The following is a 26,448-nucleotide window of genomic DNA, read 5'->3' on the forward strand; positions in this document are numbered from 1 at the left end:
ATGCAATTTTTAGCTCAAGATTTTCCAAATAGAATTGCACTAAGTCTTGAGGAGCAACACCTAAGTTTTGCTGAATTAGAAACAGCCATCCACAAGATGTCTTTGCAATTCAACAAACTGCCTTCAGGAATATTGGTCTTACAGGCCGCACCTCAACCTGTATTTGTGATTCAATTATTAGCGGCTTTAAAGATTGGAAAACCCGTAGCACTTTTTGCTCACGAGTTGGAATGGGAAAAACGAGCTATTTTAAGCACGAACATGACCGTTAATGAGGATGGAGAACTTATAGAAATACAAGAAAACAACTCTATCAAACATCATCCTCAGTTAGCTTTGGTACTCTTTACCTCGGGGAGTACAGGGCAAATGAAAGCGGTGCAACTGTCTCTAAAAAATATCACCGCAAATTGTCATGCGGTTATAGACGCCCTAAAATTTTCTAAAATAGAGGATCAATTATTATTTTTACCTTTATCGTATTCTTTTGGCTTGCTAGGGCAATTACTCCCGGGGTTGCTCGCAGGCATAAAGACTCAACTGATCGCACAATTTACTGACATCAAAACTTTGTTAGAAAGTGGTAAAGTGCCGCAAATGTGGAGTGGCGTCCCCTCCCATTGGGTTGCGATGAGTAAAATGGCTGCATTGTTTCCAGAAAGTGCAGCAAAGATTAAAGCAGTTGTTTCTGCGGGAGCACCTTTGAGCATTTCATTACGTGACCACTTAATTCATACCTTCTCCAAAGCAATAATTTATAATAATTACGGTTTAACAGAAGCCTCCCCTCGCGTACTCACTTATTCCAGCAAAGATCCTTTATTTCTCGAAGATTTTGCTGGCTACCCAATTGGTGATTGGCAAATACGTTTGTCGGAAGACAATGAATTACTCATTAAAGGCAGCCAATTGATGCTGGGGTATCTAGGGGAAGAAAAACCAACCCGAATACACGATGACTGGTTTTTTACTGGAGATTTAGCAGAGCAATTACCTTCAGGTTTAATAGCAATTAAAGGACGCATGGATCACATCGTGAATATAGGAGGTGAAAAGGTCAATTTAATTGATATAGAACATAAGATTTGCCAAATGAAGGGAATTAAAGAAGTGATTGTCTTACCTTTGGCTGATGAACTATATGGTATCCGTTTACTTGCCTGTCTGGAACAAGGTAGTTTTGGTCCCAACATCACAGAACAAATGCTTACCGAACAATTAAAACAACATTTTTTACCCAGAAAACTGCCAATTAGCGTGCAATTATTAGAAAAATTGCCACGTAATCAACATGGTAAACTTGATAGAAAAACCCTACTTTTAAGCCAGAAGGATAAAATCCATGCTCACTGAACGCATTCGCAATACATTAATCAAGATTGGGCTTACCCATCTTCCTCATGATACATCTGCGACATTGGAACAAGGCGGCTTAGATAGCTTAATGTTAGCCCTACTTATTATCGAATTGGAGCGGGAGTTTAAACTTAAAATCCCTGTTATGCCTCTAATAAAGGAACATTATGAATCGATAGACAGCATCGAAAAACATTTAATTGAATTGGGGGCAAAATGAATCTTTTGATTACGGGGGGATCCTCAGATATTGCCCAAGCCATAGCCAAACGCAGGCTGCAATTAGGTGATAGCGTCATCATCACCTGTTCCTCTAAAGAAAGTCTGGATAAAACATTAGAACACTACAAACAGCACGATATGCAAGTAAGCGGTTTGGTATACAACTTTTCTAATCCCGAAAACAGTAAAGAAGATCTGCACAATTTGCTGCAGACACCTTTAGATGGTGTCATACTGAATGCGTTTACTCGCGTAAATCAACTCCGTAAATTACACGCTTTATCTTATCCTGCATTACGAACATACATTGATGATAATTTGCATGGCAATATTTGGTTGATTCACCAATTACTGCCTGCTTTTTTGGCCCATAAATTTGGCCGATTAATTCTGATTTCCAGCCTTTCGGCAATTACGGGAACCAGTCGTTATGGCGCTTATTGTGCGACCAAAGCTGCACTAGAAGGATTATTTTTAAACCTGGCTGTTGATTACAGCGCCAACAATATTTTATCCAATATCGTACGTGTTGGCTTGATTAAGACATCAAGAACGGAACAATTCTGGAAAAGGCCTGCTTATCAAGAAAAAATGGCGCAAATTATCCCTCAAGGCATGATGGGAGAGACGGCACAAGTAGCAGAAGCGATGGATCCCTTATTATCCAGAACCTCATTTATGACAGGCTCCGTGATTACGGTCAGCGGAGGTTTGCCTCTAATGCGTTCGGAAGGAGTATTATCATCATGAATCTGTTATGCGCTGAAAAAAATATATACCTTAAAGGTCCATTCACTGCCTTGCCCGAAAAAATTATGAGTAATCAAGAGGTGCTCGATTGGATGAAAAGCACCCAAAGCCCAACACTGGTCAGTTTCTCGACTGGAATTCGTAATAGGCGTTGGGTTAATAACGATCAAGCATGTAGTGATTTGGCAGTACTTGCTGCGGAGAAATTATTTGCAGCAAAACCCACAGAAAGAAATAAGATCAACCAAATTATCTTAGCCACGATTTCAGGAGACTATCTCGCACCGCCAACTAGCCCTCTCGTGCAATACCGTCTTGGCTTACAAAATACCGGTGCCTTTGACATTGGCGCGGCGTGCGCGGGCTTTGTCGTTGGTTTACATACAAGTGCCGCGATTACTCAAGCGAGCATGGGTTCTATTTTATTAATAGCCAGTGAAATTCGTTCCAAATTTTTAAATAAAAATAATTTTGCCACAAGTGTTCTTTTTGGTGATGGGGCTGCTGCTTGTATTGTGTCCACTGATGCAGAAAATGCCGAGTTTCGTTTTATTGCTTCAGCGTTATTTGCAGATGGAGAGGTCAGCGATACAGTCTCTACTCCTGCAGGTGGCTCACGACTGCCCGCTGCACAATGTACAAACCCGGAACTGTTTTACATTACGATCAAAGAAAATACGGCATTGTTTGTCAAAGCAGTACACGGAATGGTTGATGGAGCTGAAGAATTTCTCAAGGCATTAAACCTTTGCACTGCGGATATCCAATGGCTAGTACCTCATCAAGGAAATAAAAATTTAGTTTTATCAGTAGCCAAACAATTAGGTTTCCCTGAAGAACGTATCGTTAAAACGGTAGAAGAAACAGGCAATACCTCCGGTTCCAGTGTAGGTATTGCTTTGGATTATCTCCGCGAACATGCAGACATTAAAGCAAAAGATAAAGTGTTATTAGTTGCTGCGGGTGGAGGTGGTATTGCCGCTTGCGCACTTTTAGAGGTTATTTAAATTTGTAGCCTGGGTGAAGCGCAGCAGAACCCGGGAAAATTAGGTAATTTAAATACCCGGGTTCTGCTGCGCTTCACCCAGGCTACAATTTATTTTTATTAAAAACTAAACTTCGAACCAAACCAAAATTCAGCCAAAGGTGTTCCCTTATAATGGGCTAAATGAAACTTAAAAAACTCTTGTGCAGCCTTCAGCTTCTTGCTTTGTACTAGACAAATAAAATAAGTCTGAGCGATGATTTCTGATTGCGCATCGCTGCCGCCAATTTCAGTGCGTCTTGAGATACAAGGTGCCATCAAATCACAGGCTGTTTGAAAATCATTATTTACAAACGCATGAACACCTTTACTTAAGGGCAATATCACAGAAAGCCATAATGTTTGGTTATATCCCTGCGCCAGAGTTTTAGCATACGTTTCAATCAACGATAGGGATTTCTGCACCGCAACTTCCTGACCTAAACGAGAAAGACAATAGATGTAATGAACCGTATTAAAACCGGTATAATGCGTAAATGGATTTTCATTCAGATAATAAGCAAGCGCATTAAATCGCTCCAACTGCGGCAATCCTGCCATATCCAAACGCCATAATAATGAAATGGCATCGATTTGCTCGGTTATAATATCTGGAGAAATGCCAAAAATCACAGGATATAGGTCCATTACTTTATCAACTTGACGCAATGCAACGTAGAATAACGCTAAATGCCAGCTGTTGTGTCCACGAAGAAGCGGTGAGATCTCGTCCCAACTTCCTTGGAACGTCTCTAAAGCCGTAATTCCTTTGGCAATATTATTTGTATTCAGATAGATGTGTGCCAAGGTATGATGAGCCCAAGGTGTAATGGGTTCCATTGTAAGAGCGTGCTCTGCCAAATGTTGGGCTTCTGCCTCATGGCCTGACAACTCAGCCGCAAAAGAATGCATGGCTATAAAATGAGACTCATCTTGATTGTGTGCAGAAATTCGTTCACAAAAAGTTAAATAGTTGTGGCTATTGTATGCTTGTCCCGCGCAATAAAATAACCATTCAGCAAACTTTGCTGCCAAGGTATCGCGAGGATATAAAGCCGTTAGACTCGCTAAAATAGTTAAAGCACTTTCATATTCCAAATTCATCCACGCTTTAACCGCTTGATAAGTTAATTTTTCTCTTAAATTTGCTGCAGACAATAATTTTTCAGCGTGTAATAAATGTTCTTTTGCCAAAGCAGTGGTTGAGTCAGTCTGGCCATAAAGATAAAAAGCAGCGGTATAGACCTGGAGGAGCAAATTATCAGGATTATTTTTAACCGCATCTAAAATGAAATGAGGTTCCTTCCCTGCCCCTAAAACTTGTTGATGAAAGTGATTAATACTTTCTATAACGTGCACTGACTCTGTCGTCACTGCTAAGCCACGATTCGTTTCCATAGTCTACCTACGAAGAGTCGTCTCCTTTCTTATAGTATATATCCCTTTAAATAAAGGAGAGTCAAACAAGCAAATCAGGATATAAGATCAGACATGATTTAATTGCATCAAGTAGGACCATCAGATAAGCTAATTGCCCAAATTAAGAGAGACGAAAAAGATGAAGAGTCAAAAAGAATTATTCGAATTTTTATGCGAATTGATCGATATTCAAATTGAAAAATACGTTGCATTAGCAAAATTTGGTGTTGGTCCAGATGCACGCCTTAATGCAAAACTTGTTTTCGATGAAGTGAATGAGTTATTAGGGTTTGCAGAACAGCTTATAGAAAGCTTAGAAAGTCAGCAACAAGATAAATCCATTGTTGATCCAAAGCAATTTATAACCCTTTTTAATCAGGTAAAATTCTTCATTGAACAAGAACATGTTCGGGCTTATGCAGGATGGTTGCTTGCTGAAAATAACATTCATTCAGAAGTTAAAGAACGAGTAGAAAAACAATTAACTCAACTCAAGCAAATCGGACAATCAGCAGGAGTTGATAACTCAATCCCCTCTATACCAATAACCGACGTACAAAAACAATGTGAGTATGACAGTAGTGCCATTGCATTTTATATTTTAGATTTAGCAAAAAAAATTAAAGATGATCCAAAGATGGAGCTTCCAAGAAACATTCCTCCTCATGCTCAAATCATATTGAAAAAAAATGCTCAAACTCGTTATTGTATGGAAGAAATTAGACAACCAATTGAAGAACTACATAAAAAGTATGATGACTTTTTACACCAATCAGAACTCCAAAAAAGTAGTAATGTGTTTTCAAAAGAAGATGCTAAATTACATCAAACAACTCACAGAACAAAGTGGGAAAATTTATTTAAGCGTTATAAGGATATTGAACCTTCTTCGCAATTGTTCTCCCCGGAGCATGAGTGGTATAAGGTTGCTCTCCCTGCTACAAAAAAGGAGTCCGAATCAAACTATTCATCACGAAACCTCAGGCTCTTTGGTGGAATAGTTGCAACAGGCGCAATAGCAATTTACATGCTCCTATCTTATTTCACGCAATTAGATAATGAAAATGTGTTAAATCCTGCGTTAAAATTTTAATAAGATATTTGTAGCCTGGGTGCAGCGAAGCGGAACCCGGGTTGTTATTTAGACAAACCCCGGGTTCCGCTTCGCTGCACCCAGGCTACCTTATGTAAACAGAATCCAGTTATGCCTGAGTAAAACCAAATAAATCCTTATAAGTATGAAAATTCATTGCATCTTCCTCAGTCACTGTTAGATTATATTCTTCACTAAGAATGGCCAGTAACTCAACAATTTTCAAAGAGTCTAAATGCAAGTCCTCTATTAAAGCAGTATCATCCCGAATTTCTTCTGCATTTGTACCCGATAATTTGGATATAATTTTTTTTAATTCGCTGTCAGTAATTTTCATATAATACCTATTAATTATCTTTCGAGGCCAAATAATACCATGAAGCAAAGGAACTGAGCCCCAAAATAAGCAATATGATAGCTAAAGAGAGTTGGCCATACCATTGACCCAGGGCAATAATGCCACTGGATAACGCGGCACTTAAATCTTGCATGCTCGCGTATAAAGCCCCTACTGTTCCCGCCATGTGAGGAAAAGGATGAAAAGCACCGGCGAATGCGTTGATAAAAGTAAACCCAACACCCATGCTAAACAATGCCATCGGAATCATGATGGAAAGCACATTCTGAAATCCTAAAAGAGCAAGGAACAGCATGGTAAAACTTCCTATAACCATAAAGACAATTCCCATAAAGACCATATAGGATACTCCTTTACTCATCACCAATTGGCTATTAATTATCCCACTCACACAAATAGCACCCGCAATAAAAATAGTTAATTGACCAAATTCTATAGGACTAAGGCCTAATACATCCTGAAAAAGGAAAGGTGCAATCGCGAGATAACCAATTAAACCTGCGGAAGCAAGACAAGCACACAATGCATAGCCTAGAAAGACTTTAGATTTTAATAAAGTAAAATAATTCTCCTGCATTACTTTAAATTTGGTTGCATCAGGATTAAGTTTTTTGTTTGTTTCTGGCAAGGCAAGCATCGCTAAAATCCATATAGCAATACCAAATACTAATAAAAATAAAAAATTGGCCCGCCATCCAAAACGCTCCTGAATGTATCCACCTAAGACTGGAGAAGCGACCATAATAAACACACTTACAATACCTACATAAGATCCTATCTTAGATAAGACTCTGTCAGTAAATAGATCACGAACGAGAGAACGTCCAACCGAACCGCAACATCCAATACCAAATCCTTGAATAAAGCGCCCAATAATCAATACCAAAACTGAAGGAGCAAGAAAACAGATTAAACTACCTAAAATACTCAGGCCCACCCCAAACATCAGTGGCGGTTTACGACCGATTTTATCGGATAATGGACCATAAAATACATGAGAAATGCTTAAGCCCAACATGAAAAGAGACAACGTTAATTGAATGGACGCTTCATTGCTGTTAAAAATCTTGGTAATCGCAGGCAATGAAGGAATATACTGATCCGTCGTCATCTGCATCAATATCATGAGCATTAAAACAACAAAAACCAATAAAGGATGAAGTGAAACCTGGTGAACATCATTTTTTTTGTGCATCAAAAAAACCCTTTTAACTTCTTATTAACAACCCTTTTCCCTTCTCAATTACTCATAACTCAATCACAGACATAGTCCTAATATTATCAAACAACAAACAAAACCAACAAACCACATGGTTGATCTTAATGAAGCCATATCCATTAAATAAAAAAGACTATAAATAACTCGGGAAACAATATAAATAATCGCCAAAATTTGAATTGTGATACTAACATGGTTCGTCGCTATCGCAGTTAATACAGTGGTAGCAAAAACAAGCAACGATTCAAAACTGTTTTGATGTGCGGCCACAGCTCGAGCCCCCATCCCCTGTAATCTTGCTTGTTGCTCTCTTGGATAATGATTGTCGTATCGACCTTCTTTTTGCATAAAACTAGCAACAACGATCTTGAGAAGATACGGTAATAATATCGCAATGAACAAACAAATAATTAAAATAGTTATAATGCAATCTCCTCAAATAAACGCTCATGCTTAAAAAGCAATAAATTGTAGCCTGGCTAAATAATGAATCAAAAGCGAATCATAATAGCGAGAATATTCCCCCAGTACAATGACTCATGTTTCCTTGTCCATAAAGGGAAAATAGTACTTTCTACCAATTAATTTCTTCTGCTATGATTAATTGATTAGGCTGTCATCATTTAAAGGATCGGTACTATGGTACAAGATGAGTCAAAAAAAAAATCCAAAGGACATATTGTTTTATCATCACATCCATCTGGACATACTGCTGCTCCATTAAAAATTAAATGGGGCGCACAAAACCCTAAAGAACGTGGTCCAGTAATCGCTTCACTTACTAATATCAAAAATCGCAATGCGGTCGGCACACACTCTGGCTCATATTCGGTTTATCGTGCTCTTGCCGTTGCTGCCGGAGTATTAGATCCGGAGCATGTGCCTGATCTTACAGACACTACCCCGCCAGTAACTATAGGCCCTCATCCTCAATGGAGTGATACCCAGAAAATTGTTTCACTTGATCCTTGGGGACATCTCGTAGCAAGCGTATTTGATGAAGAAATTCACGCAGGATATGACATTCGACCTACAATAGCAGTGACTAAAGCGCATATTAATATTCCTGAATTGCATACAGCCATCCAAAAAGGCCGCCTCATACCTGATGGAAAAATATTAAAAGAGTCAGGCGATGTTGCAGTGACTAAAGCAGCAATAGAGCCAGTCTGGTATTTACCTGGAATTGCTGAACGTTTTAAAATTTCAGAATCACTTCTGCGTCGCACCTTATTTGAACAAACTGCGGGGATGTTCCCTGAGCTGGTAACACGTTCTGACTTAGATGTTTTTCTACCCCCCATAGGCGGATTAACTGCTTATTTTTTTGGTGATGTAACCACCATCCACGATCCCAAAATTGAGCTCACTTGTCGTATTCATGATGAATGCAATGGTTCTGATGTCTTCGGCTCTGATATTTGCACATGTCGGCCCTATTTAGTTCATGGAATTGAATTATCTATTGAATCAGCCCAGAAAGGCGGGGCTGGTTTGATTGTTTATAATCGCAAGGAAGGAAGAGCGCTGGGTGAAGTCACCAAATTTTTAGTCTATAACGCCCGCAAAAGACAAAAAGGTGGCGATACTGCAGCGAAATACTTTGAACGAACGGAGTGTGTCGCTGGAGTGCAAGACATGCGATTCCAAGAACTCATGTCGGATATCTTGCATTGGCTTGGTATTACAAAGATTCATCGCTTTGTTTCCATGTCTAATATGAAATATGACTCATTACTCAAGTCAGGAATTCAGGTCGTAGAACGAGTAAGCATTCCGGATGAGCTTGTTCCTCCTGATGCTCAAGTTGAAATGAATGCTAAACGTGCGGCAGGTTATTACTCACCTGATCGAATTGTTGATATCAATGAATTAGCAAAAACTAAAGGACGTGATCTTAATGAGTAATCAACAACAAGAAATTGCCCAAGTATTAGCTACGTTAAAAGATCCTCGGACCATACGCTTACGCGCACAAGCTATTTTGGAACGAGTCAAACACGATCAATCAGCATACTTTTCCTTAGATCCAGAAAAGATGACCCGCACTGCGTCTTTTGTTATTGAAGTCATTCAAGATCATTATCCAAATCTTGATATTCCTTATCATAGCCGCTGGCGTCATTTTGAAGCTGGAGGTATTAATCGAATAAAAAAAATGCTGGAACAATTAGGTGATTTATCTGCAGCGGAGCATGGAAAAATTCTTTATGAGCTTGTTATCATCAGCGTATTTCTCGATGCCGGTGCAGGCCAATACTGGCGCTATAAGGAGTCTGAAACAGGAATAGAATATTCCCGCTCAGAAGGTCTTGCTCTAGCAAGTTTGTCTCTTTATCAAGAAGGTGTGTTTAGTGCCTATCCCAATGAACCACTAAGAGTGGATGCCGAACGTCTACTGAATTTTAATGAAGACGATCTACGGCGTGGATTCCAAGTAACGGCCAACAATCCTTTAGAAGGCCTTTCTGGACGAGTTGCTTTGCTGAATCGACTCGGTGCATTAATGCAACAGGATGAAAATCATTTTGGAAAAGAAAATCGCTTGGGTAACTTTTATTCCTATATCAGTTCCTTAGCAGTAAATAACACGCTTACAGCCTCGCAAATTTTTCATGAGGTCCTTAATGCATTTAATGATATATGGCCGGCAAGACTTTTATTTCATGGAGTTTCTCTTGGTGATGTGTGGCGATACAATGCACTAAAAACAACTGAACCTGGATCAGAATATATTCCATTTCATAAATTATCCCAGTGGCTCACTTATTCCTTGATTGAACCCTTAGAACAAGCAGGAATTACCGTAACTCATTTGGAAGAGCTAACAGGTTTACCTGAATATCGAAACGGCGGATTACTTATTGATTGTGAGGTACTGCATGTTAAAAATAAAAAAATTCTGGAGACTGAGCTTCCCCCTGATTCAGAAATCATTGTGGAATGGCGTGCATTAACCATTGCTCTATTGGATGAATTAGCCGATTTAATCAGAAAAAAACTGAAAAAAAATGCCATAGAACTCCCTTTGGCCAAAATTTTACAAGGAGGCACCTGGGAAGCAGGTCGACGAGTTGCGAAACAAAAGCGCTCCCAAGGCACGCCACCTATCCAGATTATTAGTGATGGTACCGTTTTTTAAATTAAGACATATTTAGCATGGCTTTGTAACCCGGATTAGCTCGGCGTAATCCGGGTTACAAAGCACCCAGATCCAATTTACCTAAAATCGCAGTTTTGGAGTTAAAATGAATAATCAACAGGTTGTCGTAGTGAAACATCCATTAATTCAGCATAAATTGACAATTATGCGTCGAAAAGACACCAGTACAGTCAAATTTCGTACCTTGATGCATGAAATCAGCATGCTGCTCGCCTATGAGATCACGCGTGATTTAGAAATGGAATATGAAGAGATCGAAACTCCTTTGGCCTTAATGCAATCACCTGTTTTAAAAGGTAAAAAAATGGTTTTTGTTTCGATTTTGCGTGCCGGCAATGGTTTAGTTGATGGCATGTTACAACTTGTGCCTACAGCAAGAATTGGTCATATAGGCCTATACCGCGATCCTAAAACTCTTGAGGCTATTGAGTACTATATTAAACTTCCAGAGCATACCCGGGATCGAGACGTTATTGTAGTTGACCCCATGTTAGCCACTGGAAATTCAGCAGTTGCCGCGGTTAAAGAAATTAAAGCAATCAGCCCTAAATCCATTAAATTTCTCTGTCTGCTCGCCTCTCCCGAAGGTATCGCTGCTTTTCATGAAGAACATCCGGAGGTCCCTATTTTCACCGCAGCAATAGACCAGCAGCTCAACGAAAAAGGCTATATTATTCCTGGTTTAGGTGATGCTGGAGATAGGCTTTATGGTACTAAACTGGAGTATTAACTGCAGAAGATTAGGGTCTGTTTATAGACCCTAAATAAATTGATCGAGAATATTCATTAGCATCAGTAGATTCTGTTGAAATATTAGCTTCACAGTGTTAATATTGGACACTGTGCACAGTATTATAAAGGAAAGATATTTTTATGTCAGCAACTGAATCTACAGCAATAATTCCACCTCTTGCGATAAATAAAAAAAATTCCTGGGCAAAAAATGATACTGTTTGGATGTTAAGTCTTTACGGCACTGCTGTAGGTGCGGGGACTCTATTTCTCCCAATAGATGCTGGATTAAATGGAATCTGGCCTTTAATTATAATGGCGATACTTGCCTTCCCCATGACCTACTTCTCGCATCGTGCTCTATGCCGTTTCGTTTTATCAGGATCTTCGGAACAGAATAATATTACTGATGTGGTTGAAGAACATTTTGGTACTTTTGCAGGAAGAATACTGACGGGTTTATATTTTTTTGCAATTTATCCCATCCTATTAATGTACAGCGTAGCAATTACCAATACCACTGAAAGTTTTCTTGTAAACCAGTTAGGGATGTCTGCTCCACCCAGGGCACTTTTAGCTATAATACTCATCCTTATACTCATGGCTATAATCCGTTTTGGGCAGGAAATAATCGTCAAATCAATGTCCTTAATGGTATACCCTTTTGCAACGATATTATTATTTTTATCCGTTTATTTAATTCCAAACTGGAACAACGCTATTTTACAGCAAAGCAATTCATTACATGCTAATGGCGGACATAGTCTTTTGATGACCTTATGGTTAGTCATTCCAGTTATGGTATTTTCCTTTAACCACTCACCGATTATTTCATCTTTTGCAGTCAATCAAAAAGAGCGCTATGGTGCTGACGCAGATAGAAATAGTACATCAATTATGCGCTACAGCCATTTACTCATGGTCTTTTCGGTTATGTTTTTTGTATTTAGTTGTGTTTTTAGCCTTTCGCCTCAAGACCTTTTACAGGCAAAACAACAAAACATTTCTATTTTGTCTTATTTAGCAAATCATTTTAAAACACCGCTAATTGCTTGCATCGCTCCTATTATTGCTTTTATTGCAATTTCCAAATCATTCCTAGGCCATTATTTAGGTGCTAAAGAGGGGCTAAGCAGCATTATCGTGAACCTGTTAAAACCAACAGGAAAAACAATAAGTCAAAGTAAGCTCCAGCGAGTCATTGAAATTTTTATGGTTCTGACATGCTGGATTGTAGCGACCATAAACCCCAATATCTTAAAAATGATAGAAACTTTGGGTGGTCCGGTTATTGCAGTCTTGTTATTTATCATGCCTATGTATGCAATTGCCAAAGTTCCCGCAATGAAAAAATATCAGTCACATACAGTAAGTAATGTATTTACTACAGCTATAGGCATCATCGCTATTTCAGCCATAGTATATGGTTTGCTTTAAAATGCCTGGGTGAAGCGTAGCGTAACCCGGGAATTCAGTAGTACCATCCCGGGTTACGCTACGCTTCACCCAGGCTACATCCTGCGTCCCACATCCCTATTTCCATTCCCACCAAAATATGAAACAATTCTCATCAATCCCATACAGAACCTTGTTTCATGCACGTTGAATTTCATCAGATACCTATAGAAAATATTCAAGCAGGACAGTATCAACCCAGACAGGATTTTAATGATGCTGCATTGAAAGAACTTGCCCAATCGATAGTATCTCAAGGATTAATTGAACCCTTAATTGTAAGAACTATAGCGAAACAACGTTATGAAATTATCGCTGGAGAAAGAAGATGGCGCGCAGCAAAAATGGCAGGATTGCAAACAGTGCCTTGCCTCATCGGAAACTATACTGACAAGCAGGCTTGTGCCCTGACTTTAATCGAAAATATTCAACGGGAAGATTTAAATTTGATTGAAGAGGCAAGTGCCTATCGGCGTTTGATTGATGAATTTCATTATCATCAAGATGAAATCGCCACTTTAGTAGGAAAGTCACGTAGTCATATTGCCAATATTATTCGCTTACTGAGTTTGGGTGAAAAAATAAAAGATTTAATTCGAGATAAAAGTTTATCTTTAGGGCATGCCCGTGTTCTTGTAGGGCTAAATCCGCCCCAGCAGGAATATTTAGTGACACAAACTATAGAACACCAATGGTCAGTAAGACAGTTAGAGCACGCAGTTAAAACGCAAAAAAACAAAGAATTACCTCTCCCTAAAAATGCGAAAAAAGATCGAGACATTGAACGATTACAAACCGTATTATCAGAACAAGTAGGTGCACCCGTACAAATAATCAACGACAATGAGCAAGGTGGATGGCTGCAAGTAAAATTTTTTGATAATGATACTCTTGCGGGACTTTTGGAGCGTTTAGGCTTAAGATATGATTAACGTTTATGAACTCTATATTCTGCATAGGGTGTAACAAAGGAACGACATCGATGAGAAGAACATTGACTGGCGTGTTTTTATTGGCCTTATCCACAATATCATATAGCGCCAGCATCCAAACTGAAGTTGATCGATTGATTAATCGCGTTAATCCCAATGTTAATCTTGGAATTGTTGTCCTTGACCTAACTTCCGGTAAAACTCTATATCGTCGTAATGCAGAGCGATTATATATTCCCGCAAGTAACATGAAACTTTTTTCTGAAGCAGCGGCGTTAATGGTACTTGGACCAGATTACCGTTTCAAAAACCAACTCAGTATGAGTGCAGGAAAAATACAACAAGGCGTATTGCAAGGGAACGTTTATGTACGGCTTAGCGGTGACCCTTCTTTTAGTCGTGACAATTTAAATACGCTACTTTCTTCATTGAAAGAATGGAACATTAATACCATTCAAGGTAACGTATACATTGACAGCAGCTTGGCCAATGTAGATCCCTATCCACCCGGCTGGCTCACAACTGATTTATCATACAGCTACGGAGCACCCAACGCCCCAGTTATGGTGGATTCAAATCGCTTGACTGTTACGGTGAATCCCGGGGCTCAAGCTGGAGATCCAGCCATTGTTGAAGTCGATGATGGTGGTGGCGCCATCGCGTTAAATAACCAAGCAACAACTAAAGCGAATGCCAAAGGTTGTGGCGTGGGTTTTAGTTTGGATCAAGAGAATCATTTAACTGTTAGAGGTTGTGTTGGTGTTGGGCAATGGGCAGTACAACAACGACTGGCAATAAAAAACCCTTTAATGTATGCCCAAGGCATGATCAAAAGCCAATTAGCAAAAGCGAATATCCAACTCAATGGCCAAGTTCAATTAGGTAAAACTCCAGCGGGTTCTTTATTAATTGCAACACAACACTCCAAACAAGTATCGCAATTGATGGCAGACACGTTAAAGCCTTCAGATAATCTCTATGCGGACAGCTTATATTTGCATGCTGCGGAAAAACTCAATAATGGAATACCAGTCAACTGGCGAAATGCCCAACCTTTGATTAAAAACTTTTTACAGTCACAAACAGGAATTGATTTTAGTAATGCAATTTTTACTGATGGCTCAGGTTTATCAAGGTATAGCTTAGTAACCCCAGAACAAACCATATCGCTATTAAAATTCTTATATCAACGTTTTCCATTATCTTATGAATACATCGCTGCACTACCAATATCTGGACGAGATGGAACGTTGCAAAAGAGATTTCAGATTCCAACACAACAAGGTTTTGTTCGCGCTAAAACGGGCACCATGACAGGAATAAATAGTCTCTCAGGATATTTATATACTGCCAATGGGCATACTTTAGCTTTTGCAATGTACGTTAACCGACAGCCAGGTAAAGCTTCTGGCCCAGGACGTCCTGTTTTGGATGCACTATGCACTTATTTCTTGCAGAAGAGCCCAGGAAGCAGTCGCTTAAGTCGAATTTTTTCACCTCATCAACGGATTAGTTTCCAATTAAACCCGACTCAAGCTGAACGACAAAAAGCACATCAAGCGAAATGGCGACGATTGGAGTCAGCAATACGAACGGCTCTTCGAGGCCAATCGGTCAATGTCATCTACCGAGGTAATGAACTTATTGTAAGCGATAACCAGACTGATCCTGGAAAAGTATGGTCAACATTGCAATCTGTAGTCAAGAAATATCCTTTTGCTGTCATGTTGTCTTCTAAGACGCTAACAATTAATCCGTCGGGGAGTCCCATACTACTTTGGGTACAAGCTTTGGATACTCCCAATCAGGCACAAAGGATCTGGAGCATTCGCGAAGCTTCTTAGGAATATAAAGAAATTGCCCTTCTCCCCATGGGGAGAAGGTGCCCATAGGGCGGATGAGGGTTTAATTGCAGCTAATCCTTAAGTTGGCACCATTGAGTGTACTCTTACGTATAAATAATCATCATGGAGATTCAATTGAATTCATTTTTTAAAGTTGTTTTATTGTTTTTTTGTTTTCTTCATTCCGTGTATGCAGCACCTAGTTTTCTAACAATTAGTGACATTCATTACGGCAGTAGTAATTCATCAAATGATGGAGAAGATACAGGCCCAGAGTTCCTAAAGATTGCCATGAAGGAATATGAAAAATTAAGTAAAAAAGTAGATTTTATTCTTTGCTTAGGCGATTTACCAACTCACTCTTTATTTAACGCATCGAAAAAAGGAGAGTTCGAAAAAACCGTGTTTGATGATTTATATGAGCACGATAAAGATCTGAAACCTATTTTTTACATTGCAGGAAACAATGATTCCTTGCTCGGTAATTACCAACCTTTTGAAGCGGACGGCGTTTCTCCATTAAATTATGCTGCAAGATGGAATGGAGCCTGTGCTCATTGTAAAGAATTAATTATCGATGGTAGTCACATGAGCCACGATGGATATTATTCCAGCTATGTAATCCCTGGAAATAAAAAGATTATCTTAATTGCCCTAAATGCTACCCAATGGACAAAAACCCCCATACTATCAAAATACCCCAATCAAGAACACGATGCCTTAATCCAACTTTCATGGCTAAATCAACAATTAAGAAAACATCATGCCAAACAACTATTAATTGCGATGCACGAACCGCCTGGAAATTCGTATCGTGGAGAACCCATTTGGCATAAAACATACCTAGAAGAATTTATAAAAATATTAAATAACAACAAAAAATCATATGGAGAAATTACCCTACTCACTTCGCATACGCATATGGATGGATTCAGAAAAATCCGTTTAGATAATGCCACTAACGTATACGCTTATTCTACACCCAGTGTTAGCCGCATCCATCATAATTACCCAGGTATGAAAATATTTAATATGGATAAGAACCTAAACATTAAAAACTTTACTACCTATTACACCAGTGATGTAAACAGCTGGAACGATCAACACTATCAAGCCATAAACTCCTCTAACGCAATTTTTCCGCATTGCCAGCACAAGACCTTATCCCAATGTCTTAATAAGCTAAATACACAACAAGTGTGTAATTATTTAGATAAGGGTTTGTTTTATGGGGTGAAAAGCCCTAATGTGCCAATTCATGAATGCAATACAATATATAGAGTCATTCCTAATTGACAAATTCATAAATCAACTCTAACTTGATAGCAGTTATCATTAAAGGACCAAAAAATGAAAGCACTTTATACAGCAACAGCACGTACGCATGGTGGTCGAGAAGGTCATATAGAAACATCTGACGGTTTATTAAGACTGGACCTGGCTAAACCCAAAGAACTTGGTGGCCAAAGTGACGGTACGAATCCAGAAGAATTATTTGCTGCAGGCTATGCTGCATGTTTTGAGAGTGCCATGCGCCATGTGGCTCGTTTACAACAAATTCCCCTGAAGGATGCTTCGATCCTTTCTCAAGTCTCTCTGTACTCTACACCTGACCAACGATTTAAGCTTGGGGTTGAAATGCATGCTCATGTCGTGGGCCTAAACCAAAAAGATGCAGAATCATTGGTAGCAAAAGCGCATGAAGTTTGCCCCTATTCAAATGCAATTCGCGGCAATGTTGATGTAAACTTTAAAGTAAGCGCGGAATAAAGCATATTTTGAATGAAGCAAAGTTTAGTCGTAGCCTGGGTGCAGCGCAGCGAAACCCGGGGATGCAATTTCCAATCCCGGGTTACGGCTTACGCCTTCACCCAGGCTACTAATTTCATTTACAATCAAACTGTTAGTTGCTTCTGAACATGAAGATTTTCTGCAACCACCCTGCTGAGCTCACCAATATAATCTTCTGATTGGGTCGTTTTCTTGCCTGCAAAAAAATCAAATATTGGATTATTGTGTCTTTTTATTATTTTCATATTATCAGCATCTCGAGTAAATGATTTTATAAAAGCATCAATCTCCTGCAAATTACCACTTTGACACTTCAGTTCAAAAATAAACTGTTTTAATAGTTCACCCTTTTCACGACGTGAAGCACTAAAAGATTTCTCCATACTCACGGCATTTGCATGGATAGTGCTTATTATTTTCACTAAATCTTGGGGCAAATGAGCGTAAGAGGCAGGTGAAAATTGACGCATTGCATCCCCTGCTTCTTTACAGCTTTTCTTTGTAGAATCAGGAGGAGTAAATTTAAAAATTTTATTGTATGCATCTTTAAATTTTACTGCTAACCAGGAATGTAAATTCATCGTAGGATGGATGACATCCCAAAATAGGAAGCCTTTAGCTGGAGAAATATGTTCTTCTTGATCCACTGGATTTTTTTGATTTTCCTTAAATTCCTCAGACTCAATATAGGGAGACTTTAATTTTTCTTTATCGAATCCATATTCTTCACAATGAGAATAAATGTCTTCAAATGGTTTGCTGACATCGAAAATTGAAAGATTTAGAGGTATGTTTAAACCCTGATATTTTTCAATAATTTGTTGTACTTTTGCTGCCAATTGTTCATTAAAATATACAGAGCATTTAGCGGCATTCTCTTGTTCCGTTTTACTTTGAGCCTGATATCTTGGAGTTAAGGAAAGATCAGGTAAATTCACCAAAACAAAATTTCGATATCCTTGTTGAATCAAGATTTCAAGATTGGCGATTCGCGCATTGACTGCATTATCTGCTTCAAGAAAAGTAGGCTCAGAATTTACAGTAAGTAAATCATTTGCCCCCGACCATTCAATAATTAAAGTTTCAGCTTTTTCCTGAGCGCTAATATGATACTTCTTATCGTCAGCACTGAGTAACTTTTGTTTCTCTTCTAAATTGGCCAAGACCAGCCTGATTACTTCGTTTTCAGGATTCAGTGTGAATTTTGTTTTGTAATCATATGAGGTTAAGCCTGCTTCACAATAGAAGCGTGCAAAACGTTCCCCTTTATATAAAATATGTTTGTCACTATTTAGACTAAATGCTTTCTCATTTTTTCTCAGCAGATTGCGATCATTCGCTAAAATAGCATCCGCTATATCTGCATTCCCTCGAGCATCGCGAGTGAGTTTCATTTTTTTTCGTGCATGCTCGATTTCAAATTCTTCGATAATCGCTGTAACAAAGTAATCACCCCAGACAAATCCGTTAGTAAATCGTCCTCTAGGTGCATCAAAACCTACCTCATAAATATCTCCCAGGGGTATGAAACCCAAAAGCATCCGTTTATTAAAAGTACCCCTATCTGATAAACTATCACCCAAAACAACCAAACGACTAATCTTAATCCTAGATGCTGGCATATTAATCTCCTTATAAAAGAGCATCGACCAAGATCTCCGTCCTATTGCAGAAAATACTAGGATAAGTCTAAGTTGCAACCCTAAATCTCCTAAACCTAATCCTTGATCAATGCTCAAAGAAGGGATCCGAAATGAACGATTACAAATTGTTTAAAAAGATAATTCCGTATTGAAATCAGGCTGCTTTTGTACTACTCATCCATACAAATTAGGGCTATTTAAATCTGCTTTCATTACCTATTGCAGTTTTCAGGTAGAACTTAAGTAATAAAGGCAAGGATAACTGGAAAAACATCCCATTAGTAAACTTCATTTATTGGGAATTTTAGTTGGTTGCTTGGACAGTTCCTGATAATATAAACTTATTTGTCAAAAATTGTCTATGAAAAACAATCAATTTGATCTCATTGTATTGGGTGGAGGCAGCGGTGGCATTGCCAGTGCTGTTCGAGCTGCAAAATACGGTGCCAAAGTAGCCGTAGTAGAACCAAGCTATTTAGGTGGCACTTGCGTTAATTTAGGCTGTGTCCCCAAAAAGATTATGTTCAATGCATCCATGATTTGTGACATCCTGCATCATGCACCTGAATATGGGTTTGCTCCCACATCAACCCGACTTGACTGGAATACTCTAGTTAATAAACGCAATATTTATATAGAACGTCTCAGAGAAAATTATGCAAAACGTTTTGCCCAATTTGATATTACCCTGATTCAAGGTCTGGGGACATTCCATGATGCACACTCAATCAAAGTAAATGATTCTGTTTATCAAGCAAAACACATCATCATTGCAACGGGTGGCGAACCTTCACAACCAGGAATTCATGGAGTTCAACATGCAATTGATTCGGATGGTTTCTTTGCTTTAACCAAACAGCCTGAAAAAGTTGCAATTATTGGAAGTGGCTACATCGGGGTAGAACTGGCGGGAGTATTAAATAGTCTCGGTAGTGAAACACACCTTTTAATGAGAGGTACACGACCTTTATCTCGCTTTGATAAGGTTTTGGGTGAAACATTAATGGATATTATGCAACAACAAGGTATCCATATTCATGCAAACCATAAAGCACAAGAAATAAATTTACATAGTGATGGCAGAAAATCGATTGTATGTGCCGCCAGTGGTTCAATTATTCATGATATAGACGTAATTATTGCCGCGGTGGGAAGAAAACCCAGAACATCTGGATTAAATCTAGAGAAAGCAAACGTTGCTACGGATGAGCATGGGTTGATTTCAGTCGATGCCTTTCAAAATACGAGCACTCAGGGAATCTATGCTTTAGGTGATGTAACGAATGCACCTGCACTTACTCCTGTAGCAATTGCTGCGGGCCGTCGTTTGGCTGATCGTTTATTTGGTCAACAACCTGAAGCTTGTTTAAATTATGATAATATTTGTACTGTAATTTTTAGCCATCCTCCCATAGGAACAGTTGGTCTTAGTGAAGAAGAGGCTATTGAGCAATATGGCAAAGATAAAATTAAAATCTATCAAACTCGTTTTACTCCAATGTTTGATGCATTTGCAGAAGAAAAAACACCTACCGTAATGAAATTAGTCACTTTGGGCAAAGAAGAAAAAATTATCGGCCTGCACGTTATTGGATTGGCAGCTGATGAAATGCTCCAAGGCTTCGGTGTGGCAGTAAAAATGGGGGCTTGTAAAAAAGATTTTGATAATACAGTCGCAATCCATCCTACAAGTGCAGAAGAATTGGTAACTATGGTTTAATAATATGAGTAATGCAATTCGCAGTTTTCAAGGTAAATCACCTTCAATAGGCCAAAGGGTCTTCATTGATCCAAAATCAGTAGTCATTGGCGATGTATTTCTAGGCGACGATGTATCTGTTTGGCCTATGGCCGTGATACGTGGAGACGTGAACTCAATTAAAATAGGTAATGCCTGTAGCATTCAAGATGGATCGGTTTTACACGTTACCCATGATGGCCCCTATACATCAGGTGGGCAACCATTAATTTTAGGCCAAGGGGTTACCATTGGACATCGAGCCGTATTACACGGCTGTATTGTGGATGATTTCTGTCTTATTGGTATGGGCGCCTTAATTTTGGATGCGGTACACATTCAACATCATGTAATGGTTGCAGCTGGCTCTGTAGTCACTCCTGGAAAGGTACTGGAAAGTGGTTATTTATATCTTGGTAACCCGGCTAAAGCGGTTAGGAAATTAACCGTTCAAGAAATCGAAATGTTAGACTATTCAGCACAACATTATGTGCGACTTAAAGATAAGCATTTGGTATCAATCTAAAATATATATATCGGTGAGATCTGTCGAATTCGAAAGAGCGGCTACTTACAAGTATTTGTTCAAATTCTAATCTAGAATAAAAGAAAAGAAATGGACCAATGGGTGAGTGTAAATGACTCAAACTATTTTGGAAATGGAAATATTAAAAACCGAAAAACTAAGAACAACAATTTTATCTACTGTTTTTTTTCTATTGTCGCTTATGTGGATAATATTTATTATTCACTCCCCTGAAGTATTTTTTCGAATGGCGAAAATATCATCCTTAATTTTACCAGGTTATTTAGCAGGTGTAGCGCTCTATTTTCTATTGATCCGCCAAGTTATTTGCCTATACATAGCCCATAAAAAAAATATGCCCATGTTTCTACGCTATTTGAATGGCTTTATCGAAATATCTATTCCAACATTTGGGATTATTGTTGCAGCTACTGTGCAAACACCTGTGTATGTTCTTTTAATGCCACCAGTTTTACTCTATTACATCTTCATTATTCTCTCTTCACTAACATTAAACGAATGGTTATGCCGATTTGCAGGATTAGTTGCAGCCCTTCAGTATTGGGGGCTTTCCTATTACTTTCTACACTATACAAATATCGAAGGGATTGATTACTATCTCGTTGCCTGGTTCCCCTTTGCTGCTCGTGGAATAATTTTATTAATGGGAGGGGTAATTACAGGATTTGTAACCTCTCAAATTAAAAAGCAACTTTTTGCTGTTTTTGATGCTCAAAAAGAGCGGGACAGAATTGAAGATCTTTTTGGCCAACACGTTTCGCCCGAAGTTGCATCCAAATTATTATCAAAAGATGCTAATTTGAGTGAATATATACCCGTTTGTATTATGTTTTTGGACATACGCAATTTCACTCATTTTACCGAAGCAAATGAATCACCAATTGTTGTTAATTATCTCAACAGCATTTTTAAATTTATGATAAAAATTATTCATGATAATAAAGGAATTATTAATAAATTTTTAGGTGATGGTTTTATGGCTGTGTTTGGTGCACCGCTTTCTAGCGGCAATGATGTCGCTAATGCTGTAAATGCGGCATTGGAGATTATTAAACGCAATGAAGAGGAAGTAAAAAAAGGCAATCTGCCTGATCTAAAATTAGGGATAGGACTACATTTTGGTAATGCGGTAACAGGTACGATCGGAACAAAGAAACGACAAGAATATACGATTATAGGGGATGTAGTTAATTCAGCAGCTCATATAGAACAGCTCAATAAAACGTATAACTCTACCATTCTTATTTCTGAAGATGCAATGAAACAACTTCCTGAAATTAAAGGCGAATTTGTTGGTGATGTTATTCTAAAACATCGTGATAATCCTATTAAATTATACAGATTAGCTTGATTACCTTTACGAATAAGAATCTTAATTTTTTAACCAGCCCTTGATTTGGTTTTAGAATCAAGAAATCTGTATAAAATAAAAATCAATTTCTACCTCCCAAAAATTAAGGAGGCTATAATTGAGTTTTAAGGAGTATGAGGTCCACTGAAGGTGAGTTCTAAAGATTCTTGCTGTCTTGGTGGTTTCATAATGCCATACCTGTTCAGCAGCTCTCCGTTATTTAAGTTTACTGCTTGTGCTGAATTGATAACATTCTCATATTGATTTAGTTGTTTCTCCATTTGCTCAGTCAGGGCTTGCATACGAGCATATATTCCATCCAGGTCCAATTTATCTAATTTTAGTTCTTCAATTTCATTTTCTAGTTTAGTAAGTCTTTTTTCAAGCGTCATCTAATTTCCTTATACACAGATAAAAATCAATTTAATTGTAATAATGTTTGGCTATGAAAATATTTTCTCCAATTTGAAAATGAGGTGAATACTAACACAATTATTGGAGCATAACTCGTGATATTTCGGGTATTTTCATGATTAAATCTTCTGTGTACGCACTGGAAGGAGTTTGAAAACCAATAGGAGCATCTCCTGATAGAACATTTTTTATAATTAATAGTGATGATAAAGTGGTCAATGTATACCCATTAGGTGTAGTCATTACTGCAGCAATTTTTTTCCCTGCTTCATTGGTTACTTCAGCATAAATTTTTACAACCGAGTTGTTTCTTTGTTTCTCATTAGGACCAGCAGGCAATTGATTAATTTTATGCGTTAGATATTTTTTAATTGGAGTCCAGCTTAAAAGCCATTTAAATAAATTAATAAACGTTTTAAATTTAATTATTTTTTTTGGCAATGCCATATAAGTTTCTATATGTGGAATCCGCGTGGACCACCATGCAGACGACAAATCACCCCATGAAATTGTGGCACATAACAGCTTCTTCGAAGTACCAAAATCAAATAATTGAGTCTTCCCGCAGAAAGGGATTTTCTTTAAAACACCCTCATCACGAATCTTAGTTCCCTCAGGGATATCTTCCAGCATTGTTTTAGCAGTTCCATGGGAAACACTTAAATGTTCACTTTTATTAAATGTACCTATAGCAAGAATCAATCGATTAGCATCAGGTAAGCAATGTTTTAAATAAGCAGCCAAACAATCGCTAGGAACCACATCAAATCCTGAACCAGGTAATAACATAATGCCGGCTTTTTTTGCTTCCTCATTCATTGCCATAAGTTGTTCTATTACAATAACTTCACCCGTTATATCCAGATAATGGGTCTTTGCGGCAAGACAGGCTAGAGCCATGTTTTTGAAGGTATACTTGAATGGTCCTGCACAATGAATTACTGCAATGAGATCGTTCAGAGCATTTTTGGTTTGCTCCAAATCATTCACATCAAAAACTCGGTATTGCAAATTTAAAGCTTTCGCTTGAAGCTTAAGTTTCTCTTCATCTCTGCCTGCTAATATCGGCTTTAGCCCCTGCTCTAGACTTAACTGAGCAATTAAATTACCCGTATAGCCATATGAGCCATAAATTAGAAAATTATTTTTCACCCAATTTACCTGAATGTTTTTTAATTCAGTGTATCTCGATAACTAGCATTTATCGAGAAAAGGTTTTAATTTATTGCAATACTTAACAAAAGGTATAACAGTTAGGAATAATTAGCGTATACAAAAAAAGAACAATATCTATCTTCATTAGATGATAGAAAGAAAACTAAAAGACTATGAGTGCTTATATTTTTTGAAGTAAATTTTGGATATAAAAAAAGCGGCATGGAAATGCCGCTTTAAAAGAATAAAACCCTGGCGATGACCTACTTTCACATGAGGAAACCTCACACTATCATTGGCGCGGGTTCGTTTCACTTCTGAGTTCGAGATGGAGTCAGGTGGTTCCAAACCGCTATGGTCGCCAGGAAAACTGGTTTTACATGATGTTGGGCGTATTATACCCGAATCATGCATTAGGTAAATAAAGGGTTCACAATTTATTTCTGTAGGTTGTGCCTTGGCCAACCTACAGCTTGTATACACATTCAGTCACTCTGAAGTAATTCAGATTATATGGTCAAGACAATCAGCCAATTAGTACAAGTTAGCTTCACACATTACTGCGCTTCCACACCTTGCCTATCAACGTCGTAGTCTTCAACGGGCTTCATGGGAAAACTCATCTTGAGGGAGGCTTCCCGCTTAGATGCTTTCAGCGGTTATCCCGTCCGAACTTAGCTACCCGGCGATGCAACTGGCGTCACAACCGGTACACCAGAGGTTCGTCCACTCCGGTCCTCTCGTACTAGGAGCAGCTCCTCTCAATTTTCCTACGCCCACGGCAGATAGGGACCGAACTGTCTCACGACGTTCTAAACCCAGCTCGCGTACCACTTTAAATGGCGAACAGCCATACCCTTGGGACCTGCTTCAGCCCCAGGATGTGATGAGCCGACATCGAGGTGCCAAACACCGCCGTCGATATGAACTCTTGGGCGGTATCAGCCTGTTATCCCCGGAGTACCTTTTATCCGTTGAGCGATGGCCCTTCCATTCAGAACCACCGGATCACTAAGACCAACTTTCGTTCCTGCTCGAGCCGTCGCTCTCGCAGTCAAGCACCCTTTTGCCTTTACACTCTTGGTACGATGTCCGACCGTACCGAGGGTACCTTTGTGCTCCTCCGTTACTCTTTGGGAGGAGACCGCCCCAGTCAAACTACCCATCATACACTGTCCTCATCCCAGATAATGGGACCAAGTTAGAACCTCAATAACAACAGGGTGGTATTTCAAGGTCGGCTCCATGAGAACTAGCGTCCTCACTTCTTAGCCTCCCACCTATCCTACACAGTTATCATCAAAGTCCAGTGCAAAACTATAGTAAAGGTTCACGGGGTCTTTCCGTCTAGCCGCGGGTACACTGCATCTTCACAGCGATTTCAATTTCACTGAGTCTCGGGTGGAGACAGTGTGGCCATCGTTACGCCATTCGTGCAGGTCGGAACTTACCCGACAAGGAATTTCGCTACCTTAGGACCGTTATAGTTACGGCCGCCGTTTACCGGGGCTTCGATCAAGAGCTTCTCCGAAGATAACCCCATCAATTAACCTTCCGGCACCGGGCAGGCGTCACACCCTATACGTCTTCTTACGAATTTGCAGAGTGCTGTGTTTTTAATAAACAGTCGCAGCCACCTGGTCTCTGCGGCCCTCTCCAGCTCTGAAAGTAAATCCCATCACCAGAAAGGGCGTACCTTCTCCCGAAGTTACGGTACCATTTTGCCTAGTTCCTTCACCCGAGTTCTCTCAAGCGCCTTAGTATTCTCTACCTGTCCACCTGTGTCGGTTTGCGGTACGGTTCTCTATAAGTTATGGCTAGCAGCTTTTCCTGGGAGCCGGGCATCAATAACTTCGCCGTACACCGAAGTGTCAGCACCACGTCGCACCTCAGAGTTAATAGTAAACCGGATTTGCCAAGTCTACCCCCCTACATGCACGTACCAGGTCAACCAACGCCTGGCTTATCTAGCCTTCTCCGTCCCCACTTCACCACTTATAAAAAGTCCAGGAATATTAACCTGGTTCCCATCGACTACGCTCTTCAGCCTCGCCTTAGGGGCCGACTCACCCTGCTCCGATTAACGTCGTGCAGGAAACCTGGGACTTCCGGCGTGAGGGCTTTTCACCCTCATTATCGTTACTCATGTCAGCATTCGCACTTCTGATACCTCCAGCAGACTTCTCAATCCACCTTCTTCAGCCTACAGAACGCTCCCCTACCACGTGTACTTAGTACACAT

Annotated in this window: 23 protein-coding genes and 2 rRNA genes (1 of these 25 only partly in view); 16 read left to right on the plus strand and 9 right to left on the minus strand. The window is 39.2% G+C overall.

Annotated elements, in window-relative coordinates:
• Genes Lstg_RS07010 through Lstg_RS07025 form a run of 4 tightly spaced genes read left to right on the plus strand, consistent with a single transcriptional unit; the run spans window position 1 to window position 3,335 of the window.
• Window positions 1–1,353, plus strand: coding sequence for a class I adenylate-forming enzyme family protein (locus Lstg_RS07010; RefSeq protein ID WP_058476951.1), 1,353 nt, complete (start codon window positions 1–3; stop codon window positions 1,351–1,353).
• Window positions 1,343–1,576, plus strand: coding sequence for an acyl carrier protein (locus tag Lstg_RS07015; RefSeq protein ID WP_058476952.1), 234 nt, complete (start codon window positions 1,343–1,345; stop codon window positions 1,574–1,576). Before Lstg_RS07010 ends, Lstg_RS07015 begins: the two co-directional genes overlap by 11 nt.
• On the plus strand, window positions 1,573–2,328 hold the full coding sequence (locus Lstg_RS07020; RefSeq protein ID WP_058476953.1) for an SDR family NAD(P)-dependent oxidoreductase: 756 nt from the start codon (window positions 1,573–1,575) through the stop codon (window positions 2,326–2,328). The genes Lstg_RS07015 and Lstg_RS07020 overlap by 4 nt, the downstream gene beginning before the upstream one ends.
• Entirely contained in the window at window positions 2,325–3,335 is a 1,011-nt protein-coding gene (locus Lstg_RS07025) for a 3-oxoacyl-ACP synthase III family protein (RefSeq protein WP_058476954.1), read from the plus strand. The genes Lstg_RS07020 and Lstg_RS07025 overlap by 4 nt, the downstream gene beginning before the upstream one ends.
• Window positions 3,336–3,433: 98 nt before the next feature.
• On the opposite strand, the gene Lstg_RS07030 is transcribed toward Lstg_RS07025, so the two are convergent.
• Window positions 3,434–4,750: a tetratricopeptide repeat protein gene (locus Lstg_RS07030; RefSeq protein ID WP_058476955.1), complete on the minus strand. Its 1,317-nt coding sequence runs from the start codon at window positions 4,748–4,750 to the stop codon at window positions 3,434–3,436.
• A 160-nt stretch (window positions 4,751–4,910) separates the two neighbouring features.
• Between Lstg_RS07030 and Lstg_RS07035 the strand changes: the two genes are divergently transcribed.
• Window positions 4,911–5,864 carry a hypothetical protein gene (locus Lstg_RS07035; protein ID WP_058476956.1) on the plus strand — a complete coding sequence of 318 codons (954 nt, stop codon included), beginning with the start codon at window positions 4,911–4,913 and terminating at the stop codon, window positions 5,862–5,864.
• Between the two features lie 109 nt (window positions 5,865–5,973).
• Here Lstg_RS07035 and Lstg_RS07040 read toward each other — a convergent pair whose 3' ends face one another.
• The 3 genes from Lstg_RS07040 to Lstg_RS07050 form a co-directional block, all read right to left on the minus strand.
• Window positions 5,974–6,201 (minus strand): acyl carrier protein, encoded by a 228-nt coding sequence (locus Lstg_RS07040; RefSeq protein ID WP_058476957.1) that lies wholly within the window; start codon window positions 6,199–6,201, stop codon window positions 5,974–5,976.
• Window positions 6,202–6,211: 10 nt separating this feature from the next.
• Window positions 6,212–7,417 (minus strand): multidrug effflux MFS transporter, encoded by a 1,206-nt coding sequence (locus tag Lstg_RS07045; RefSeq protein ID WP_058476958.1) that lies wholly within the window; start codon window positions 7,415–7,417, stop codon window positions 6,212–6,214.
• A gap of 63 nt (window positions 7,418–7,480) precedes the next feature.
• Window positions 7,481–7,864: an MAPEG family protein gene (locus tag Lstg_RS07050; RefSeq protein WP_058476959.1), complete on the minus strand. Its 384-nt coding sequence runs from the start codon at window positions 7,862–7,864 to the stop codon at window positions 7,481–7,483.
• A 216-nt stretch (window positions 7,865–8,080) separates the two neighbouring features.
• Here Lstg_RS07050 and Lstg_RS07055 point away from each other — a divergent pair, with 216 nt between their 5' ends.
• From Lstg_RS07055 to Lstg_RS07090, 8 genes are all read left to right on the plus strand, one after another.
• Window positions 8,081–9,349 carry a GTP cyclohydrolase II gene (locus tag Lstg_RS07055; RefSeq protein WP_058476960.1) on the plus strand — a complete coding sequence of 423 codons (1,269 nt, stop codon included), beginning with the start codon at window positions 8,081–8,083 and terminating at the stop codon, window positions 9,347–9,349.
• Complete coding sequence (locus tag Lstg_RS07060) at window positions 9,342–10,583, plus strand: URC4/urg3 family protein (protein ID WP_058476961.1); 1,242 nt, start codon at window positions 9,342–9,344, stop codon at window positions 10,581–10,583. The genes Lstg_RS07055 and Lstg_RS07060 overlap by 8 nt, the downstream gene beginning before the upstream one ends.
• A gap of 106 nt (window positions 10,584–10,689) precedes the next feature.
• Window positions 10,690–11,334 (plus strand): uracil phosphoribosyltransferase, encoded by a 645-nt coding sequence (upp, locus tag Lstg_RS07065; protein WP_058476962.1) that lies wholly within the window; start codon window positions 10,690–10,692, stop codon window positions 11,332–11,334.
• Between the two features lie 143 nt (window positions 11,335–11,477).
• Window positions 11,478–12,773, plus strand: coding sequence for a serine/threonine transporter (locus Lstg_RS07070; protein WP_058476963.1), 1,296 nt, complete (start codon window positions 11,478–11,480; stop codon window positions 12,771–12,773).
• Window positions 12,774–12,931: 158 nt separating this feature from the next.
• Window positions 12,932–13,723: a ParB/RepB/Spo0J family partition protein gene (locus Lstg_RS07075; RefSeq protein ID WP_058476964.1), complete on the plus strand. Its 792-nt coding sequence runs from the start codon at window positions 12,932–12,934 to the stop codon at window positions 13,721–13,723.
• Window positions 13,724–13,773: 50 nt separating this feature from the next.
• Entirely contained in the window at window positions 13,774–15,567 is a 1,794-nt protein-coding gene (gene dacB / locus Lstg_RS07080; RefSeq protein WP_058476965.1) for a D-alanyl-D-alanine carboxypeptidase/D-alanyl-D-alanine endopeptidase, read from the plus strand.
• A gap of 135 nt (window positions 15,568–15,702) precedes the next feature.
• The gene (locus Lstg_RS07085; RefSeq protein WP_058477052.1) at window positions 15,703–16,863 is read left to right on the plus strand and encodes a metallophosphoesterase; all 1,161 of its coding nucleotides are present in this window, start codon (window positions 15,703–15,705) and stop codon (window positions 16,861–16,863) included.
• A 54-nt stretch (window positions 16,864–16,917) separates the two neighbouring features.
• Window positions 16,918–17,337 (plus strand): organic hydroperoxide resistance protein, encoded by a 420-nt coding sequence (locus Lstg_RS07090; RefSeq protein ID WP_058476966.1) that lies wholly within the window; start codon window positions 16,918–16,920, stop codon window positions 17,335–17,337.
• A gap of 125 nt (window positions 17,338–17,462) precedes the next feature.
• Here the strand turns inward: Lstg_RS07090 and Lstg_RS07095 are convergent, their stop codons facing one another.
• The gene (locus tag Lstg_RS07095; protein ID WP_058476967.1) at window positions 17,463–18,980 is read right to left on the minus strand and encodes an SGNH/GDSL hydrolase family protein; all 1,518 of its coding nucleotides are present in this window, start codon (window positions 18,978–18,980) and stop codon (window positions 17,463–17,465) included.
• Between the two features lie 382 nt (window positions 18,981–19,362).
• Here Lstg_RS07095 and gorA point away from each other — a divergent pair, with 382 nt between their 5' ends.
• The 3 genes from gorA to Lstg_RS07110 all read left to right on the plus strand — a co-directional run bounded on the left by gorA (window position 19,363) and on the right by Lstg_RS07110 (window position 22,637).
• The gene (gorA, locus tag Lstg_RS07100; RefSeq protein WP_058476968.1) at window positions 19,363–20,721 is read left to right on the plus strand and encodes a glutathione-disulfide reductase; all 1,359 of its coding nucleotides are present in this window, start codon (window positions 19,363–19,365) and stop codon (window positions 20,719–20,721) included.
• Window positions 20,722–20,725: 4 nt separating this feature from the next.
• On the plus strand, window positions 20,726–21,265 hold the full coding sequence (locus Lstg_RS07105) for a gamma carbonic anhydrase family protein (protein ID WP_058476969.1): 540 nt from the start codon (window positions 20,726–20,728) through the stop codon (window positions 21,263–21,265).
• A gap of 112 nt (window positions 21,266–21,377) precedes the next feature.
• A complete protein-coding gene (locus tag Lstg_RS07110) occupies window positions 21,378–22,637 on the plus strand; it encodes an adenylate/guanylate cyclase domain-containing protein (protein ID WP_058476970.1) in 1,260 nt (419 codons plus the stop codon).
• Between the two features lie 125 nt (window positions 22,638–22,762).
• Here Lstg_RS07110 and Lstg_RS07115 read toward each other — a convergent pair whose 3' ends face one another.
• From Lstg_RS07115 to Lstg_RS07130, 4 genes are all read right to left on the minus strand, one after another.
• The gene (locus Lstg_RS07115; protein ID WP_058476971.1) at window positions 22,763–23,029 is read right to left on the minus strand and encodes a hypothetical protein; all 267 of its coding nucleotides are present in this window, start codon (window positions 23,027–23,029) and stop codon (window positions 22,763–22,765) included.
• Between the two features lie 100 nt (window positions 23,030–23,129).
• Window positions 23,130–24,203 (minus strand): saccharopine dehydrogenase family protein, encoded by a 1,074-nt coding sequence (locus tag Lstg_RS07120; RefSeq protein WP_058476972.1) that lies wholly within the window; start codon window positions 24,201–24,203, stop codon window positions 23,130–23,132.
• 253 nt (window positions 24,204–24,456) lie between these two features.
• A 5S ribosomal RNA gene (gene rrf, locus Lstg_RS07125) occupies window positions 24,457–24,572 on the minus strand.
• 147 nt (window positions 24,573–24,719) lie between these two features.
• Window positions 24,720–26,448 (minus strand): 23S ribosomal RNA (locus Lstg_RS07130) (it continues 1,168 nt past the right edge of the window).

The organism is Legionella steigerwaltii (assembly GCF_001468065.1).
Lineage (GTDB): Bacteria > Pseudomonadota > Gammaproteobacteria > Legionellales > Legionellaceae > Legionella > Legionella steigerwaltii.

Coding starts and splice junctions, on each gene's coding strand:
- Lstg_RS07010 (WP_058476951.1), top strand. CDS start 1: ATGCAATTTTTAGCTCAAGATTTTCCAAATAGAATTGCACTAAGTCTT.
- Lstg_RS07015 (WP_058476952.1), top strand. CDS start 1,343: ATGCTCACTGAACGCATTCGCAATACATTAATCAAGATTGGGCTTACC.
- Lstg_RS07020 (WP_058476953.1), top strand. CDS start 1,573: ATGAATCTTTTGATTACGGGGGGATCCTCAGATATTGCCCAAGCCATA.
- Lstg_RS07025 (WP_058476954.1), top strand. CDS start 2,325: ATGAATCTGTTATGCGCTGAAAAAAATATATACCTTAAAGGTCCATTC.
- Lstg_RS07030 (WP_058476955.1), bottom strand. CDS start 4,750: ATGGAAACGAATCGTGGCTTAGCAGTGACGACAGAGTCAGTGCACGTT.
- Lstg_RS07035 (WP_058476956.1), top strand. CDS start 4,911: ATGAAGAGTCAAAAAGAATTATTCGAATTTTTATGCGAATTGATCGAT.
- Lstg_RS07040 (WP_058476957.1), bottom strand. CDS start 6,201: ATGAAAATTACTGACAGCGAATTAAAAAAAATTATATCCAAATTATCG.
- Lstg_RS07045 (WP_058476958.1), bottom strand. CDS start 7,417: ATGCACAAAAAAAATGATGTTCACCAGGTTTCACTTCATCCTTTATTG.
- Lstg_RS07055 (WP_058476960.1), top strand. CDS start 8,081: ATGGTACAAGATGAGTCAAAAAAAAAATCCAAAGGACATATTGTTTTA.
- Lstg_RS07060 (WP_058476961.1), top strand. CDS start 9,342: ATGAGTAATCAACAACAAGAAATTGCCCAAGTATTAGCTACGTTAAAA.
- upp (WP_058476962.1), top strand. CDS start 10,690: ATGAATAATCAACAGGTTGTCGTAGTGAAACATCCATTAATTCAGCAT.
- Lstg_RS07070 (WP_058476963.1), top strand. CDS start 11,478: ATGTCAGCAACTGAATCTACAGCAATAATTCCACCTCTTGCGATAAAT.
- Lstg_RS07075 (WP_058476964.1), top strand. CDS start 12,932: ATGCACGTTGAATTTCATCAGATACCTATAGAAAATATTCAAGCAGGA.
- dacB (WP_058476965.1), top strand. CDS start 13,774: ATGAGAAGAACATTGACTGGCGTGTTTTTATTGGCCTTATCCACAATA.
- Lstg_RS07090 (WP_058476966.1), top strand. CDS start 16,918: ATGAAAGCACTTTATACAGCAACAGCACGTACGCATGGTGGTCGAGAA.
- Lstg_RS07095 (WP_058476967.1), bottom strand. CDS start 18,980: ATGCCAGCATCTAGGATTAAGATTAGTCGTTTGGTTGTTTTGGGTGAT.
- gorA (WP_058476968.1), top strand. CDS start 19,363: ATGAAAAACAATCAATTTGATCTCATTGTATTGGGTGGAGGCAGCGGT.
- Lstg_RS07105 (WP_058476969.1), top strand. CDS start 20,726: ATGAGTAATGCAATTCGCAGTTTTCAAGGTAAATCACCTTCAATAGGC.
- Lstg_RS07110 (WP_058476970.1), top strand. CDS start 21,378: ATGACTCAAACTATTTTGGAAATGGAAATATTAAAAACCGAAAAACTA.
- Lstg_RS07115 (WP_058476971.1), bottom strand. CDS start 23,029: ATGACGCTTGAAAAAAGACTTACTAAACTAGAAAATGAAATTGAAGAA.